The organism is Stutzerimonas chloritidismutans, assembly GCF_051486945.1.
Classification (GTDB): Bacteria; Pseudomonadota; Gammaproteobacteria; order Pseudomonadales; family Pseudomonadaceae; genus Stutzerimonas; species Stutzerimonas chloritidismutans_B.
Map to the genome: position 1 here is coordinate 150,730 of NZ_JAHVDX010000001.1, position 16,237 is coordinate 166,966.

Annotated in this window: 10 protein-coding genes; 5 read left to right on the forward strand and 5 right to left on the reverse strand. The window is 63.3% G+C overall.

What is annotated here, in order from left to right; translation table 11 throughout:
- Nucleotides 1-62 precede the first annotated feature (62 nt).
- Nucleotides 63-3,167, forward strand: coding sequence for an efflux RND transporter permease subunit (locus KXR72_RS00630; RefSeq protein WP_437419207.1), 3,105 nt, complete (start codon nt 63-65; stop codon nt 3,165-3,167).
- Nucleotides 3,164-4,630: an efflux transporter outer membrane subunit gene (locus KXR72_RS00635; protein WP_437419208.1), complete on the forward strand. Its 1,467-nt coding sequence runs from the start codon at nt 3,164-3,166 to the stop codon at nt 4,628-4,630. Before KXR72_RS00630 ends, KXR72_RS00635 begins: the two co-directional genes overlap by 4 nt.
- 57 nt (nt 4,631-4,687) lie before the next feature.
- Here the strand turns inward: KXR72_RS00635 and KXR72_RS00640 are convergent, their stop codons facing one another.
- The 5 genes from KXR72_RS00640 to KXR72_RS00660 all read right to left on the reverse strand — a co-directional run bounded on the left by KXR72_RS00640 (nt 4,688) and on the right by KXR72_RS00660 (nt 12,859).
- Nucleotides 4,688-5,680 carry a TRAP transporter substrate-binding protein gene (locus KXR72_RS00640; protein WP_437420344.1) on the reverse strand — a complete coding sequence of 331 codons (993 nt, stop codon included), beginning with the start codon at nt 5,678-5,680 and terminating at the stop codon, nt 4,688-4,690.
- Between the two features lie 213 nt (nt 5,681-5,893).
- Nucleotides 5,894-7,297 carry an efflux transporter outer membrane subunit gene (locus tag KXR72_RS00645; RefSeq protein WP_437419209.1) on the reverse strand — a complete coding sequence of 468 codons (1,404 nt, stop codon included), beginning with the start codon at nt 7,295-7,297 and terminating at the stop codon, nt 5,894-5,896.
- Nucleotides 7,294-10,464 carry an efflux RND transporter permease subunit gene (locus KXR72_RS00650; RefSeq protein WP_437419210.1) on the reverse strand — a complete coding sequence of 1,057 codons (3,171 nt, stop codon included), beginning with the start codon at nt 10,462-10,464 and terminating at the stop codon, nt 7,294-7,296. Before KXR72_RS00650 ends, KXR72_RS00645 begins: the two co-directional genes overlap by 4 nt.
- An 89-nt stretch (nt 10,465-10,553) precedes the next feature.
- Entirely contained in the window at nt 10,554-11,786 is a 1,233-nt protein-coding gene (locus KXR72_RS00655) for an efflux RND transporter periplasmic adaptor subunit (RefSeq protein ID WP_437419211.1), read from the reverse strand.
- A gap of 155 nt (nt 11,787-11,941) precedes the next feature.
- On the reverse strand, nt 11,942-12,859 hold the full coding sequence (locus KXR72_RS00660; protein WP_437419212.1) for a LysR family transcriptional regulator: 918 nt from the start codon (nt 12,857-12,859) through the stop codon (nt 11,942-11,944).
- 265 nt (nt 12,860-13,124) lie between these two features.
- On the opposite strand from KXR72_RS00660, the gene KXR72_RS00665 reads away from it, so the two are divergent.
- From KXR72_RS00665 to KXR72_RS00675, 3 genes are all read left to right on the forward strand, one after another.
- On the forward strand, nt 13,125-14,141 hold the full coding sequence (locus KXR72_RS00665) for a zinc-dependent alcohol dehydrogenase family protein (protein WP_437419213.1): 1,017 nt from the start codon (nt 13,125-13,127) through the stop codon (nt 14,139-14,141).
- Between the two features lie 187 nt (nt 14,142-14,328).
- Nucleotides 14,329-15,183, forward strand: coding sequence for an SDR family oxidoreductase (locus KXR72_RS00670; RefSeq protein WP_437419214.1), 855 nt, complete (start codon nt 14,329-14,331; stop codon nt 15,181-15,183).
- Nucleotides 15,184-15,208: 25 nt separating this feature from the next.
- Complete coding sequence (locus KXR72_RS00675) at nt 15,209-16,222, forward strand: Ku protein (RefSeq protein ID WP_437419215.1); 1,014 nt, start codon at nt 15,209-15,211, stop codon at nt 16,220-16,222.
- Nucleotides 16,223-16,237 lie beyond the last annotated feature (15 nt).

Consider the following 16,237-nt stretch of genomic DNA (forward strand, 5'->3'; position numbering starts at 1 on the left):
TTCCGGCGCCCTTGCTGTGCTCGCCCAGCCATTGGCCATCCGTTTCAAGCGGCGTCAGTGCGATGAACCTGTCCGCTCCCTTCATCGCCCGCCCGGTGGCGACCATGTTGCTGAGCCTGGCCATCCTCTTGTTGGGTGGCGTCAGTTTCGGCTTGCTGCCGGTGTCGCCGCTGCCGAACATGGATTTCCCAGTGATCACCGTACAGGCGAGCCTGCCGGGAGCAAGCCCGGAAATCATGGCGTCAAGCGTAGCGACGCCGCTCGAGCGCTCGCTCGGCAGCATCGCTGGGGTCAGCCAGATGAGCAGTCGCAGCAGTCAGGGCTCGACAAGGATCATCATCCAGTTCGATCTGGAGCGGGACATCAATGGCGCTGCCCGGGATGTGCAGGCGGCGATCAACGCGGCGCGCAACCTGCTGCCAAGCGGCATGCGCAGCATGCCGACCTACCGCAAGATCAACCCGGCACAGGCGCCGATCATGGTGCTGTCGCTGACGTCCGACGTGCTCGACAAGGGCCAGCTCTACGACATCGGGTCGACCATCCTCGCGCAGAAGCTCTCGCAGGTGCCGGGCGTGGGTGAGGTGCAGGTCGGCGGCAGTTCGCTGCCTGCCGTGCGGGTCCAGTTGCAGCCGCAGCAGCTTGAGCAGTACGGCGTAGCGCTCGACGAGGTGCGTCAGACCATCGCCGCGGCCAACGTGCGCCGCCCCAAGGGGATGGTCGAGGATGACCATCGCCACTGGCAGGTCCAGGCCAGCGACCAATTGCACGAGGCGGCGGACTACCTGCCGTTGATCATTCGTTATCAGGACGGCGCGGCCCTGCGCCTGCGAGATGTGGCCAAGGTCACCGATGGCGTCGAAGATCGCTATAACGACGGCTTTTTCAACAATGAGCGGGCCGTGCTGCTGGTCATTAATCGGCAGGCCGGCGCGAACATCATCGAAACCATCGAAGGCATTCGCAACGAACTCCCCTCGCTTCAGGCCATCGTGCCCGGCAGCGTCAAGATGAACGTGGCAATGGACCGCTCGCCGGTGATCCGCGCCACTTTGCACGAGGCGGAGCGAACCCTGCTGATTGCCGTGGGCCTGGTGGTGCTGCTGGTATTCCTGTTCCTTGGTCGGCTGCGCTCGGCGCTGATTCCGGCGCTGGCAGTCCCGGTGTCGCTGGTGGGCACCTTCGCCGTGATGTACCTGTTCGGCTTCTCGCTCAACGTGCTGTCGCTGATGGCGATGATCCTCGCGGCGGGGCTTGTGGTGGACGATGCGATCGTGGTGTTGGAAAACATCGCGCGGCACATCGACGAAGGCGTGCCACCCATGCGTGCCGCCTACATCGGAACGCGGGAAGTGGGTTTCACGCTGCTGTCGATGAACCTGTCGTTGGTGGTGGTGTTCATCTCGATCCTGTTCATGGGCGGTATCGTCGAGCGGCTGTTCCGCGAATTCTCCATCACCCTGGCGGCGGCGATTCTGGTGTCGCTGCTGGTCTCGCTCACGCTCACGCCCATGCTTTGCGCACGCTGGTTGAAGCCGCACGAGCCTGAGCGGGACGGCCGTTTGCAGCGCTGGAGTCACGATGCGCATCAGTGGCTGCTGCGGCATTACGACCGCTCGCTGAGCTGGGCGCTGCGTCATCGCCGCGTCACGCTGATCAGCCTGCTGGCGACCATTGCCCTGAACGTCTTTCTCTACATCGAGGTGCCCAAGACCTTCCTACCTCAGCAGGACACCGGCCAGCTGACCGGCTTCATCCGAGGCGACGACGGGCTCTCGTTCCAGGTCATGCAGCCGAAGATGGAGACCTATCGCAAGGCGGTTCTGGCCGACCCTGCGGTGGAAAGCGTGGCCGGATTCATCGGCGGGCAGGGCGGCATCAACAACGCCTTCATGATCGTGCGGCTCAAACCACTGGCCGAGCGCAAGATCTCGGCGCAGAAAGTCATCGAGCGGATTCGCGAGAACCAGCCCAAGGTGCCCGGCGGGCGCATGTTCCTCATGGCTGACCAGGATCTGCAGTTTGGCGGCGGGCGGCAAAGTAGCTCGTCCTATTCCTATACGCTGTTGGCCAGCGACCTGGCGGACTTGCGCACTTGGGTTCCGCAGGTCACGCGCGCCCTGATGGCGTTACCCGAGTTGACCAGCATCGACGCCAACGAAGGCGAAGGTGCGCAGCAGATCAGCCTGAAGGTCGACCGTGATGCGGCCAAGCGGCTGGGCGTGGACATGAGCACCGTGACCACGCTGCTCAACAATGCCTTCAGCCAGCGGCAGATCTCGACGATCTACGAAACGCTCAACCAGTACCAGGTTGTGATGGAGGTCGATCCCGCCTACGCCCAGCATCCGGAAGTGCTGGAACAGGTCCAGGTCATCACCAGCGATGGGCGTCGGGTGCCGCTCGCGGCGTTCGCTCACTACGAGCGCAGCCTCGAGGAAGACGCCGTCAGCCATGACGGGCAATTCGCCGCGGAAAACATCGATTTCGACCTGGCACCGGGTGTCAGCCTCGACCAGGCGACGCTGGCGATCGAGCGGGCCGTAGCGGCCATCGGCATGCCCAGCGAGGTCCAGGGCAAGCTGGGAGGAACCGGCAGCGCGTTTCAGAGCACGCAGGAAGGGCAACCGCTGATGATCCTCGGCGCGCTGCTGCTGGTGTACATCGTGCTTGGCATCCTCTACGAGAGCTATATCCACCCGCTGACCATCCTTTCGACCTTGCCCTCGGCAGGCGTTGGCGCCTTGCTGACGATCATCCTGATGCGCGAGCAGTTCAGTCTCATCTCGCTGCTCGGCCTGTTCCTGCTCATCGGGGTGGTGAAGAAGAACGCCATCTTGATGATCGATCTTGCGTTGCAATTCGAGCGCAACGATGGCCTGTCGCCAGCCGAGTCGATCCGTCGCTCCTGCCTGCTGCGCTTCCGCCCGATCCTGATGACCACCATGGCCGCAATCCTAGGCGCAACACCGTTGCTGCTCGGCGGTGCGGAAGGCGCCGAAATGCGTCAGCCGCTGGGCCTGACCATCATCGGTGGCCTGGTGCTCAGCCAAATCCTGACGCTCTACACCACGCCTGTGGTCTATCTGTACCTGGACCGCGCGCGCCACCGTTTCAACCGCTGGCGAGGTGTGCGCACCGATGCCGCCCTGGAAAACCCGCTATGACCGTTTCGCATTTCAAGCCAACCCTGCGTCCCCTGGCCGTGCTGGTCATGGGCCTATCCCTCGGTGCCTGCACCGTGGGGCCCGACTACCAACGCCCGGATCTGCCCGTCGCGACCGAATTCAAACAGGCCGAAGGCTGGAAGCGCGCTACGCCGGCCGACGTCCTGCCGCGTGGCGAATGGTGGACGCTTTACGGCGACCCGCAGCTCGATGCGTTAGTGGAGCGATTGAATCTATCCAACCAGAATCTGGCCGCCGCCGAAGCGCAATATCGGCAGGCGCGGGCCCTGGTGCGTGGCGCCCGCTCGCAACTGTTCCCAACCGTTGGCGCCGGTGTCGGCGCGACCCGCGCAGGCAGCGGGGCGGGCAGTAGTTCGACCACGACCCAGGGCAGCGGCATCAGCGAGAGTTATGACGCTGGCCTGGATGCGTCCTGGGAGCTGGATATCTGGGGGCGCCTGCGCCGCAATCTCGAGGCCAACCGCGCAAACATGCAGGCGAGCGCTGCGGACCTGGCCGCCGTGCGCCTCAGCCTGCAGTCCGAACTGGTCCAGACCTACCTGCAGTTGCGCGTTCTGGACGAGCAGCAACGGCTGCTCGATCAGACCGTCGCCGCCTTCGAGCGCTCGCTGCGGCTCACCGAAAACCAGTACCGCGCCGGCATCGTGCCCCGGTCCGATGTCAGCCAGGCGCTGACCCAGCTGCGCAGCACTCAAGCCCAGGCGGTCGATCTGGAGTGGCAGCGTGCGCAACTGGAACACGCCATCGCCGTGCTCGTCGGGGTTCCGCCCTCGGAACTGGGGATCGCCGTGACGCCCGACATTCCCCGGTTGCCTGACGTGCCGGTGATATTGCCGTCGCAGTTACTCGAACGGCGCCCTGATGTAGCGGCAGCCGAGCGGGACGTGATCGCCGCCAATGCCCAGATCGGTGTAGCCGAAGCTGCCTGGTATCCGGACCTGACCCTGAGCGCCAGTGGCGGCTATCGCAACAGCAGCTTTAGCAACCTGATCAGCTTGCCGAACCGCTATTGGTCGCTTGGGCCGCAACTGGCCGTCACGCTCCTGGACTTTGGCGCCCGGCGAGCCGACCTCGAGCAGGCCGAAGCGGCCTATGACCAGACCGTCGCCACCTACCGGCAAACCGTACTGGACAGCTTCCGTGAAGTGGAGGATTCCCTGGTCCAGCTGCGCGTGCTCGCTCGCGAGGCTGTCGTCCAGCGGGAGGCGCTGGAAGCGGCTCAGGAGTCGCTGCGCCTGATCGAAAACCAATACCGCGCTGGAACGGTGGACTTCCTGAGTGTCGTCACCGTGCAGACCACGGCGTTGAACAACGAGCGCACCAACCTGACCTTGCTAGGCGACAGGCTGATTGCGAGCGTTCAGTTGATCGCTGCGCTAGGTGGAGGATGGGAAGAGGCGGCGCTGGAGCAGGACCCGGCAGTACAGCCGCCAATACCCTGATCGCAACGGAGGCAACGACCCAGACGCAGCGCCCTGGGCCGGCTGTTGGAGGTAAGGTCAGTTACGCTGTTTGCGGTTGACCGTCTGCGCCGCTTTGATGATGTCGGCGCCGATTGCGGGTTCGAATTCTTTCCAGACGGGTCGCATGGCTTCGCGCCAGGCTTCGCGTTGCTCTGGAGTCAACTCGATGATTTCACTGGTGCCGGCCTTGCGAATGCGCTCGCGGTCGGCCTGGTTGGCTTCCTCGGCGGCACGATTCACCTGGTAGGTGACTTCTTCGATGATGCCTTCGAGCTGGGTCCGGATCTGATGCGGAATGGCGAACCAGAACTTGGTGTTGCTCACCAGCATATAATCCAGCACACCATGGTTCGTTTCGGTGATGTATGGCTGAACGCTATGCATGTTCTTGCTGTAAATGTTCGACCATGGATTTTCCGCACCCTGCACCGTTCCGTTCTGCAACGCGGCGAAGGTCTCGGCGAACGCGATTTTCTTGGTCGATGCACCCAGCTGGGCGAACTGCGACTCCAATACCCCCGACGGCTGGATTCGGAAGGCGAGGCCACTCGCATCGTCGGGCATGCGCAACGCCTTGGTTGCCGAGAGTTGCTTCATCCCGTTGTGCCAATAGGCCAGACCGGTAATGCCTTGCTTTTCCATCGACAGCAACAGCTGGCGCCCCTTGGCGCGCTTCTGGAAACGATCGACCGAAGCAAGGTCGTCGAACAGGAAGGGCAGGTCGAAGACCTGCAGTTGCTTGGTGTACTGCTCGAACTTGGCCAGAGAGGGTGCCAGCATTTGGACCTCATCCTTGGCCAGTGCGTCCAGCTCGTTTGCATCGCCGTACAGCGTGGAGTTGGGATAGACCTCTACGGTTACCTGGCCTGGTAGGCGTTCTTCTACGAGCTTCTTGAACAGCAGCGCACCCTGACCTTTGGGTGTGCCTTCGGCAACGACGTGGGAGAACTTGATGACGATGGGTTCAGCTTCGACCGCGGTCGCGGTGAGGGCCAGCACAAGGCCGGCCAGGGTGATGATCGGCTTGATCATGAAGGGCTCTTTGTTCTTGGTTGGTTGGCATGACACCCGCAGTGGGCGTGAGGAGCTTCCGCGACGTTATGCCAAATAAGCCGCACCACAAAAAGCGCTTTCGCGCAAAATTCACAATTCAGCGAGCGAGAGCGGGAACAGATCACAGTTTTCGTTGTCGCGGGCCGCTCTGCATGCCGAGACACTCGACGCAGAGCGGCCCGCGGATGTTCAACCGCGCCCGAGTTGCCAGCCGCCCCCCAGCGCTTTGTACAGCGCGACCACACCCTGATAGAGCTCGACTTCAGCCTGCGCCTGGGCGTCCTCGGCCTGGAGTCGTTCGCGCTCGGCGTCGAGCAGCACGAGGAAGTCCGCCGTGCCTTCGCGGTAACGCACCTCGGCCTGTTCGGCCGCTGCTCGGCTGGCCGTTGATTGACGGATCAGCGCAAGCAGCCGCTCCTGCGCCCTCGCGTAATCGCTGAACGCGTTTTCCGATTCTTCAAGAGCCAGCAACACTTGTTGCTCGTAGTTGGCCAGTGCGCCGTCGGCGTCTGCCTCGGCGCCGCGCAAGCGTGCCCGTACGCTGCCCATGTCGAAGGCCGCCCAGCGGATGCTTGGCGCCACCGACCAGGCTTCCGCCGCGCTGGCGCCGATCTGCGATCCGCGACCAGCGATGAAACCGAGAAAACCAGACAGGCTCACGCGCGGAAACAGGTCGGCCGTTGCCACGCCTACATCAGCGGTGGCCGCCGCCAGCCGGCGTTCGGCGGCAATGACGTCCGGGCGACGGCGTAACAGCTCGGCAGGGTCGCCGATCGGGAGTGCTTTGGCGATGGCTGGCAATTCACGGGGAGACAAGTCGACACTGAGTTTGTCGGCGCGCTGGCCGAGCAGGGTGGCGATGCGGTTGCGTGCTCGGGTCTGCTGGGCCTGCAGCAAGGGCAGGCTGGCTTCCGTCGCGGCCAGGCGCGCATCGGCACGCAGCACGTCCAGCTCGCTACCGACACCCGCCTCGCGCAGCTGCTCGGTGAGGCGGTGCGAATTGCGCTGGTTATCCAGATTCTGCCGCGCGATACGCTCGCGTAGTTGTGCACCACGCAACTGGCCATAAGCGTCGACCAACTCGGCGACCAGGCTGACCTGAAGCTGATAGAGCTCAGCCGCAGCAGCGTCGCTGCGCGCTTCGCTGGCTTGAATGCTGCGCTCGATACGGCCGAACAAGTCCAGCTCCCAGGCCATGTCCAGGCCCAGGTCGTAGCGCTCGCTGTTGATTCGCTGCTCGGTGAACCCGGGCTGCTGGCCCTCGCCGATCTCGGCGCTTGAACGGGCGGTCACCGTCGGAAAACGGTCGTTCGCTGCATCGTCTCGGATCGAGCGAGCGGCGCGCAGGCGGGCGAATGCGACACGCAGTTCGCGGTTTTCCGCCAACGCTTCGCCGACCAGCGCGTCGAGCGTCGGGTCCTCGAATTGGCGCCACCAGGCTGCTTCGAAGCGGCTGCGGTCGAACGGTGGGGTGGCGGCCCGGTCGATCTGCGCGGTCGCGGTGTCGGGCGTCTTGTAGTCCGGGCCCACGGCGCAGGCGCCGAGAGTCAGGAACGCGGCCATCCACAGCGGGGTAGCGATGAAGGGCTTCATGCAGGGATCTCCTTGAACACAGCCTTGCGCGCCTCACGCTTCTCGACGAAGGCGCGGATCAACAGATAGAACACGGGGGTTAGCAGCAGGCCGAAGAAGGTCACGCCGAGCATGCCGCTGAATACCGCGACGCCCATGGCATGGCGCATCTCGGCACCGGCACCGGTGGAGATCACCAGCGGCACCACACCCATGATGAAGGCGAAACTGGTCATCAGGATCGGCCGCAACCGCAGGCGGCAGGCCTCAAGCACCGCGGCCAGGCGGTCCATGCCTTCCTCCTGCTTGTCCTTGGCGAACTCGACGATGAGGATCGCGTTCTTGCATGCCAGGCCGACCAGCACGATCAGGCCGATCTGGGTGAACACATTGTTGTCGCCTCCGGACAGGATCACGCCCGTGATGGCCGAGAGCAGCGTCATCGGCACGATCAGGATGACCGCCAACGGCAGGCTCCAGCTTTCGTATTGCGCCGCGAGCACCAGGAAGGCCAGCAATACGCAGAGCGGGAAGACGAAAATGGCGGTGTTGCCGGCCAGGATCTGCTGATAGGTCAGCTCGGTCCATTCGAAGCTCATGCCGTTAGGCAATTCGGCTTTCAACAGCCGCTCCATCGCAGCTTCGGCCTGGCCTGAGCTGTAGCCCGGCGCGGCGGCGCCGTTGATTTCGGCCGTTAGGAAGCCGTTGTAGTGCATCACGCGGTCGGGACCTGCGCTGTCGCTGACTTTGACGAAGGTGGACAGCGGGACCATCTCGCCACGGTCGTTGCGCACCTTCAGTTGGCCGATCTGGTCAGGCGTCAGCCGGAACTTCTGTTCGGCCTGCACATTGACCTGGTAGGTCCGGCCGAAGCGATTGAAGTCGTTCGCATACAGCGAGCCCAGGTAGACCTGCATGGTGTCGAAGATCTGGTCGATCGCCACGCCGTGCGTCTTGGCCTTCTCACGGTCGATATCCGCGTCGACCTGCGGCACGTTCACCTGATAACTGGTGAACAGGCCGGCCAGCTCGGGATAGTCGGCGCTCTTGGCGATGACGTTCTGAACCTGCTTGTAGAGTTCCTCGTAGCCCAGGTTGCCACGGTCCTGCACCTGCACGCGGAAGCCACCGATGGTGCCCAGGCCCTGCACAGGCGGCGGCGGGAAGATGGCGATGAAGGCATCCTGGATCTGCGCGAACTGGCCGTTCAGGTCTGCCGCGATCGCATTGGCGGAAAGGGCGGGGTCCTTGCGCTGGTCGAAGGGCTTGAGCGGCGTAAAGACGATTCCGCTGTTGGGGCTGTTGGTGAAGCCGTTGATCGAGAGCCCCGGGAACGCCACGGTGTTTTCCACGCCAGGATGCTCGGCGGCGATCTGCGACATGCGCTTGATCACGTCCTCGGTGCGATCCAGCGTGGCCGCATCAGGCAGCTGGGCGAATGCGACCAGGTATTGCTTGTCCTGCGGCGGTACGAAGCCGGTCGGTGTGCTGGCAAAACCCAGATAGCCGAGGCCGACCAGGCCGACGTAGACCACCAGCGCAATGCCGCTACCCCGCAGAATGCGCCGGACCGCACCGACGTAGCCATGACTGGCGCGGTCGAACACGCGGTTGAACGGCGCGAAAAGCCAGCCGCCGAACAGTTTGTCCAACAGACGGGAGAAGCCGTCCTTCGGTGCGTCATGCCCGCGCAGCAAGGCGGCGGCAAGGGCAGCGGACAGGGTCAGCGAGTTGAACGCCGAGATCACAGTGGAAATGGCGATGGTCAATGCGAATTGTTGGTAGAACTGGCCGGTGAGGCCGGAGATGAACGCGGTCGGGATGAACACCGCGCACAAGACCAGTGCCGTGGCGATGATTGGCCCGGTTACTTCCTTCATCGCCTGCTTGGTGGCGTCCACCGGCGATTTGCCGAGGCCGATGTTCCGCTCGACGTTCTCGACGACCACGATCGCATCGTCCACCACTATGCCGATCGCCAGCACAAGGCCAAACAGTGACAACGCATTGAGCGAGAAGCCGAGCATGTGCATGACCGCGAAGGTGCCGATCAACGATACCGGTACGGCGGCCAACGGGATGATCGAAGCGCGCCAGGTCTGCAGGAACAAGATGACGACCAGCACCACCAGGACGATGGCCTCGAGCAAGGTGTGTACCACCGCTTCGATGGAGCCGCGCACGAAGATCGTCGGGTCGTAGACGATTTCGTAGTCCACACCCTGCGGGAATTCCTGCTTGAGTTCGGCCATGCGCGCGCGCACCGAGTCGGAAATCTCGATGGCGTTTGATCCGGGCCGCTGGAACACCGGAATGGCCACAGCGGGTTGATTGTTCAACAGTGAGCGCAGGGCGTATTGGCTGGAACCCAGCTCGATCCGTGCAATGTCGCGCAGGCGAGTGATCTCGCCGTCACTGCCGGCCCGCACGATGATGTTCTCGAACTCGTCTTCGGTGACCAGACGGCCCTGGGTGTTGATCGATAGCTGGAAGTCCGTCGCGCCTGGCGCAGGCGGTGCGCCCAGCGCTCCCGCGGCTACCTGGCGGTTCTGCTCGCGGATGGCATTCACTACATCGGTCGCGGTGAGGTTGCGCGAGGCGACCTTGTTCGGGTCCAGCCACACCCGCAGCGAGTAGTCACCCATGCCGAACAGCTGCACATCGCCCACGCCGTCTAGCCGCGCGAGCTCGTCCTTGACGTTGAGCGCCGCGTAGTTCGACAGGTAAAGCATGTCATAGCGGTTATCGGGCGATGTCAGGTGCACGACCATCGTCAGATCGGGCGAGGCCTTGTCCACCGTTACGCCGAGCCGCTGGACTTCGGTCGGCAACGTCGGCATGGTCCGCGTGACGCGGTTCTGGATCTGCACCTGTGCGTTGTCCAGATCAGTGCCGAGCGCAAAGGTGATGGTCAGCTTGAGCTTGCCGTCGGCCGTCGCCTGGGACGACATGTAGAGCATGCCTTCCACGCCGGTGATGGCCTGCTCCAGCGGCGACGCGACGGTTTCACCGATCACCTTTGGGTTGGCGCCGGGGAAGTTGGCCTGCACCACCACGGTTGGCGGCACCACTTCCGGGTATTCGCTGATCGGCAGCTGGAACAGCGAGATGGCGCCCCCAATGAGGATAATCAGGGACAGCACCGCCGCGAAGATCGGCCGCTGAATGAAGAATTGCGAGAAATTCATGACGCACTCCGGGGTAAAGGGCGCGCCTGACGCGCCCTGACGGAATCGAATGTTGTTTTTGCGGGCCCGCTGGCGCGGATTAGCGCGGCTCAGCTACTGGGGCGGCCCGTCACGGTGCGGTCGACGAGCTCCGTCTTGAACGCGGCCGTGATAGCGCGGTTCTGCTCTTTCAGTGCAGCGAGAGTGTCTGCATCCGCCATGGGCACGGTTTCCGGGGTTACCGGGCTGCCTGGGCGGACGCGCTGGAGCCCGTTCACGACGATGGTTTCGCCCTCGTCGAGGCCGTTGCGAACGATGCGCAGCCCTTCGAGCTTTGGCCCCAGTTCGACGGCGCGGTAGCTGACCTTGCCGTCCTCGCCCAACACCAGGACGAACTTCTTGCCGAGGTCAGTCCCCACCGCGACGTCCTTGATCAACACCGCCTCGTAGGTGGCGCTGCCGACCAGCTTCAGCCTCGCGTAGAGCCCCGGGGTGAAGCTGCCGTCACGGTTGTCGAACACGGCGCGCCCGCGGATGGTGCCGGTACGCGGGTCGACCTGATTGTCGATGAAGTCCATGTGGCCCAAATGAGGATGGCCGTCTTCGTCGGAAAGCCCCAGGTAGACCGGCGTTTCTTCACCACGTGAGCCGTTGCGCGCCAGTTCGCGATACTTCAGGTAGGTGCGCTCGTCCGCTTCGAAATAGGCGTAGACCTTGTCGGTCGAGACCAACGTGGTCAGCAGCGCCTCACCCGCGTTGACCAGGTTACCCGCGGTTATCATCGCGCGGCCGACGCGGCCATTGATTGGCGCGGTGACGCGGGTAAAACTGAGGTCCAGCTTGGCGGCGTCGAGTTGCGCCTGGATCGCGGCCGTGGCGGATTTGGCTTCGCTGGCGGCGCTCACGCGAGCATCGGCCAGTTCTGCCGAAATGGCGTTGTTAGCCCTCAGACGCTCGCCACGCTCCGCCTCGCTAGCGGTACGGCGCTGGGTGGCGAGGGCCTGTTGCAGCTCGGCCTGTAACCGTTTGACCTGCGCTTCGAACGGACGTGGATCGATCTGGAAGAGGAGGTCGCCCTTCTTGACCAGCTCACCTTCCTCGAAAGCGACCTTGTCGATGAAGCCGGATACCCGTGGCCGAATCTCGACGGACTCGGGTGCTTCGAGCCGCCCGGTCAATTCGTCCCATTCGGTGACCTGTTGTTCGATGACCTGGGCGACGCTGACGGCTGGCGGGGGCGCTGCTGCGGCCTCGGTCGCTTCCGGTGCTTTCCCGCACGCGGCCACGAGGGTTGCCGCAAGGGCAACCAGGGGATAACGCAACGCGTTGAGTGAACGTTCCATGCTTGGCTCCGCAATCGTTTTTTATCGATGGTGCGGAGTGTGCGTGGTGGGCTCGCAATGCAGAAATCGAACGAGCCGAAGGTGAATATCATTGGGGATGATGTTGCGGGCGTTTATATCGACCAGCGATGCGGTCGGTGCAGCTACGTCGGGCGCTACAAACTATCCGGATCACCCACGAACATCTGAATCCGCGACCGCAGCCACCGCTCGGCCGGGTCGTTGTCCTGGGCGCCGCGCCACGCCATGGACAGTTCGAAGTCCTGGCTGGTCTCGAAGGGCAGGGGTTCTGCGCGCACGCCGCCGCGCGCGGCCAAGGCTTCGGCCGCATAGTCCGGGACTGTTGCCACCAGGTCAGTTCCGGCGAGCAGGCTGGCCAGGCCGTTGAACTGCGGGACGGCCAGCACGACCTTACGCTTGCAACCGTGCAGGGCCAGTTCCTCATCGATATAACCGTTGAGGTCCCCGGCGAACGACACCATCGCATGCGGCCGTGAACAGTAGTCTTCCATGGTCATTCGCCCGGGAATGCTGTCGGCACGCAGCAGCATCGGTTTGGGCCGGCGCAGCACCTTGCGCTTCGCGTTGGCTGGCAACTCCTCGGTGTAGCAGACACCGACCGAGATTTCCCCCGAGGCCAGCAGCCCAGGCATCAGCAGGTAGTTAGCGCGCCTGACCACGAGCACCACGCCCGGCGCCTCGGCACGGATTCGGCGGAGCATTTGCGGCAGCAGGGCGAACTCCACCTCGTCGGTCAAACCGATGCGGAAAACCAGTTCGCTGGTAGCCGGATCGAAGCTCGCGGCACGGCTCACCGCCGTCGAGATGGAGTCGAGTGCCGGCGACAGCAGCCCGGCGATCTCCTGGGCACGGGCCGTCGGCTCCATGCTGCGCCCGGTCCGGACGAACAGTGGATCGTCGAACAACGTACGCAGGCGAGCCAGGGCTGCGCTGATCGCAGGTTGCCCAAGAAACAGTTTTTCAGCCGCCCGCGTCACGCTGCGCTCGTGCATCAGCGTTTCGAAGACGATCAACAAGTTCAGGTCGACGCGGCGCAGATCGTTGCGATTCATGCCATTCACTTCAAGCTGGGGTCAGAAAGGAATGCAGCTGACCTTTGGGGTGTGCGTCAGCATTCTAGACACAACCCTACGCGCCGGGCATGTCGATTTCCGCTTTGCAAATGCACAAAACTGCAGATCGAGTACGACATTACATACAGCGGATCATCATTCGTGGACATGGCGACTATCGAAAGGAATGCGGTATCGGCGGCTGGAGTTGTGCTGTCGGTGCAGATAGAGTCACTCCCACAGTTGTAATCGAGGGGTCTTTTTCATGTCCCGCATCATTCGTTTTCACCAGTTCGGTCCAGCCGAGGTGCTGCGCTACGAGCAGCGGGAGACCCCGCGGCCCGGGCCCGGTGAGGTACTGGTGGGCGTCAGGGCCATCGGCGTGAGCTGGAACGACGTGCTCTGGCGGCAGAATCTCGCGCCACGCAAGGCGCAGCTGCCGGCTGGGTTGGGTAGCGAGATCGCAGGGGAAGTGCTCGCGGTAGGCGAAGATGTGGACGGCTTTGCCGTCGGCGACCGGGTAGCCAGCTTTCCCGGCCACGATCTGAACCAGTATCCGCTCTATGCCGAGCAGGTCTTGCTGCCGCATACCTCGCTCGTCCACTACCCTGACATGCTCGGCGCAGCCGAGGCTTGCATTCACTACACCCCGGCACTGGTCGCTTATTTCGCGCTGGTCGAACTGGCGCAGCTCGAGCCAGGCCAGCACGTGCTGGTCACCCAGGCCCGGCACTGCACCGGACCGATTGCGGTACAGCTGGCCAAGGCCCTGGGCGGGCGGGTGATCGCAACGTGTGATACCAGCGATGACCGGGATTTCATGCGCGAGCTAGGAGCCGAGACGGTGATCGTCACCGAGGAAGAGGACCTGGTCGGCCGCCTGCAGAAAATTACTGGCGGCGCCGGCGTCGAGGTGGTGCTCGATGGCTGCGGCGGCTCCCAGATGAAGCTGCTGGGCGATGTCATCGCGCCGCGCGGCAAGCTGATCCTCTACGGGCTCAACGGCGGCAACGAAACGGCTTTCCCGGCGTGTGCGGCGTTCCAGAAGAACTTCAAGTTCTTCCTGCATTGCCTGTGTGATTTCACTGGACAGCCGGAACTCGGCATCGAGCAGAATTGCGAGGCGCTCGGCCGCGCGCTTCGGCATATCAACCAACTGACGGCCGACCGGCTGATCACGCCGCAGCTCGACCGTGAGTTCAGCTTCGACGAAGTGGTCGCCGCCCACGAATACGTCGAAAGCGGCGTCCCACGCGGGCGCGTCGCCTTGCGCGTGGAGTGAGCATCGCAGGCGGCTGGCCAAGCCTGCCGCCTGACGCACCCAGCCCCTATTCGTCACTCAACATCAGCTGTTGCCTTTGACCCAGCGAGCATGCCGCCGCGGGCCTCTCATCGCGCCATCGAAACTTTTACCGCAGCCGCTCAGTCCTCCGAAGACAGGTCTCACACCCGTTTCATGGAGGCGATGAATGTCCGATAACCAGACGCTACCCCCGCAGCAACAACCCGAGCCCGGCAAGGAAGGCGAAATGAACCCGCGCCCGCAGTATCGGGGCGAGGACTACAAGGCTGCCGGCAAACTGCAGGGCAAGGTCGCGGTGATCACCGGTGGCGACAGCGGCATCGGCCGCTCGGTGGCCGTACTGTTCGCGAGAGAAGGCGCGGACGTCGTCATCCTCTACCTCGATCAACACCAGGATGCCGAACAGACCCGCAAGGTCGTAGAAGAGCAGGGGCGCCAGTGCCTGACGTTTGCAGGTGACGTCGCCGATCGCGACACCTGCCGCAAAGTAGTCGACGAGACGATTGCCCGCTTCGGCAAGCTCGACATTCTCGTCAACAATGCCGCCGAGCAACACCCACAGAAGGCCTTCGAGGACATCCCTCCTGAGCAATGGGAAAAGACGTTCCGCACCAATGTCTTCGGTATGTTTCAGATGACCCAGGTCGCGCTGCCGCACTTGAAGCAAGGCGCTTCGATCATCAACACCAGCTCGGTTACCGCCTACAAGGGCAACCCGATGTTGATCGACTACAGCTCGACCAAGGGCGCCATCGTGGCCTTCACCCGGGCGTTGTCGATGAGCCTGGCCGAGCGCGGAATCCGGGTCAATTCAGTCGCGCCGGGTCCGATCTGGACGCCGCTTATCCCATCGACCTTCGACGCGGACAAGGTCGCCGAATTCGGCGCCAACGTCCCGCTCAAGCGCCCGGGCCAGCCCGACGAGGTGGCACCAGCGTATGTGTACCTGGCCAGCAGCGACGCCTCGTACGTCAGTGGGCAGGTCATTCACGTCAATGGCGGCACGGTCGTGAACGGCTGATCCAGCCCCCCTCAGGAGATAGCCCATGCCTCGTACGATCTGGAAAGGCGCAGTCAGCTTCGGACTGGTACATATTCCGGTGGCACTGGTGCCGGCCACTACGCGACAAGGCATCGACTTCGATTGGCTCGACAAGCGCAGCATGGACCGCGTTGGCTACAAACGTATCAACAAGACCACCGGCGAAGACATCGACAGCGAAAACATCGTCAAAGGCGTCGAGTATGAAAAGGGGCATTACGTCGTCATCAGCGATGATGAGATCAAGTCCGCTCACCCAAAGGCGACGCAGACCGTTGACATCATTGCCTTCGTCGATGCCAAGGATATTTCCTTCCTGTATATCGACACCCCCTACTACCTCACGCCCGATCGCCGAGGCGAGAAGGTCTACGCTCTGCTGCGCGAAACCCTGTTCCAGACCGGAAAAGTGGGCATCGCCAACGTCGTGCTACGCAACAAGCAGCACCTGGCCGTTGTGATGCCGCTCGGCAAGGCGCTGGTGATGAATACCTTGCGCTGGGCCGACGAGGTGCGCGGTGTCGAATACCTGGAGATGAAGGACGAAGCGCTCAACGCCGACCTCAATCCACGTGAGCTGGACATGGCCAAGCGTCTGGTCGAGGACATGAGCGAAAACTGGGACCCGGCCCAGTACAAAGACACCTTCCAGGACCAGATCATGGACCTGGTCGAAACCAAAGCGCGCGAAGGCAAGCTGGAAGCGGTCGGTGGGCCGGAAGAAGCCGTCGATCGGCGCAGCGCCGATGTCATCGACCTTACCGAGCTACTCAAGCGCAGCCTCGCCGGCAAGTCGGCGAAAAAGCCAGCACCGGAAGAGACCGCCGATGCCGATGAAGGCGATGAGGAAGAGGCCGCCCCGGCGCGGCGTCCGGCGAGCAAGTCGGGCACAGCCAAGAAGGCGCCAGCCAAGGCCACGGCGAGCAAGTCCAGCACCAGCAGCAAAGCGGCAACGAGTAAGGCAACCGGCACGCGCAAGCCCGCCGCGAGCAAATCCAGCAGCAAGAAGGCCAGTTGACGGATCAGGAGGCTG

What these genes read in the sequence shown, in the direction of transcription:
- KXR72_RS00660 (WP_437419212.1), bottom strand. Translation starts at nt 12,859, where the DNA reads ATGAATCGCAACGATCTGCGCCGCGTCGACCTGAACTTGTTGATCGTC.
- KXR72_RS00655 (WP_437419211.1), bottom strand. Translation starts at nt 11,786, where the DNA reads ATGGAACGTTCACTCAACGCGTTGCGTTATCCCCTGGTTGCCCTTGCG.
- KXR72_RS00650 (WP_437419210.1), bottom strand. Translation starts at nt 10,464, where the DNA reads ATGAATTTCTCGCAATTCTTCATTCAGCGGCCGATCTTCGCGGCGGTG.
- KXR72_RS00635 (WP_437419208.1), top strand. Translation starts at nt 3,164, where the DNA reads ATGACCGTTTCGCATTTCAAGCCAACCCTGCGTCCCCTGGCCGTGCTG.
- KXR72_RS00630 (WP_437419207.1), top strand. Translation starts at nt 63, where the DNA reads ATGAACCTGTCCGCTCCCTTCATCGCCCGCCCGGTGGCGACCATGTTG.
- KXR72_RS00665 (WP_437419213.1), top strand. Translation starts at nt 13,125, where the DNA reads ATGTCCCGCATCATTCGTTTTCACCAGTTCGGTCCAGCCGAGGTGCTG.
- KXR72_RS00645 (WP_437419209.1), bottom strand. Translation starts at nt 7,297, where the DNA reads ATGAAGCCCTTCATCGCTACCCCGCTGTGGATGGCCGCGTTCCTGACT.
- KXR72_RS00675 (WP_437419215.1), top strand. Translation starts at nt 15,209, where the DNA reads ATGCCTCGTACGATCTGGAAAGGCGCAGTCAGCTTCGGACTGGTACAT.
- KXR72_RS00670 (WP_437419214.1), top strand. Translation starts at nt 14,329, where the DNA reads ATGTCCGATAACCAGACGCTACCCCCGCAGCAACAACCCGAGCCCGGC.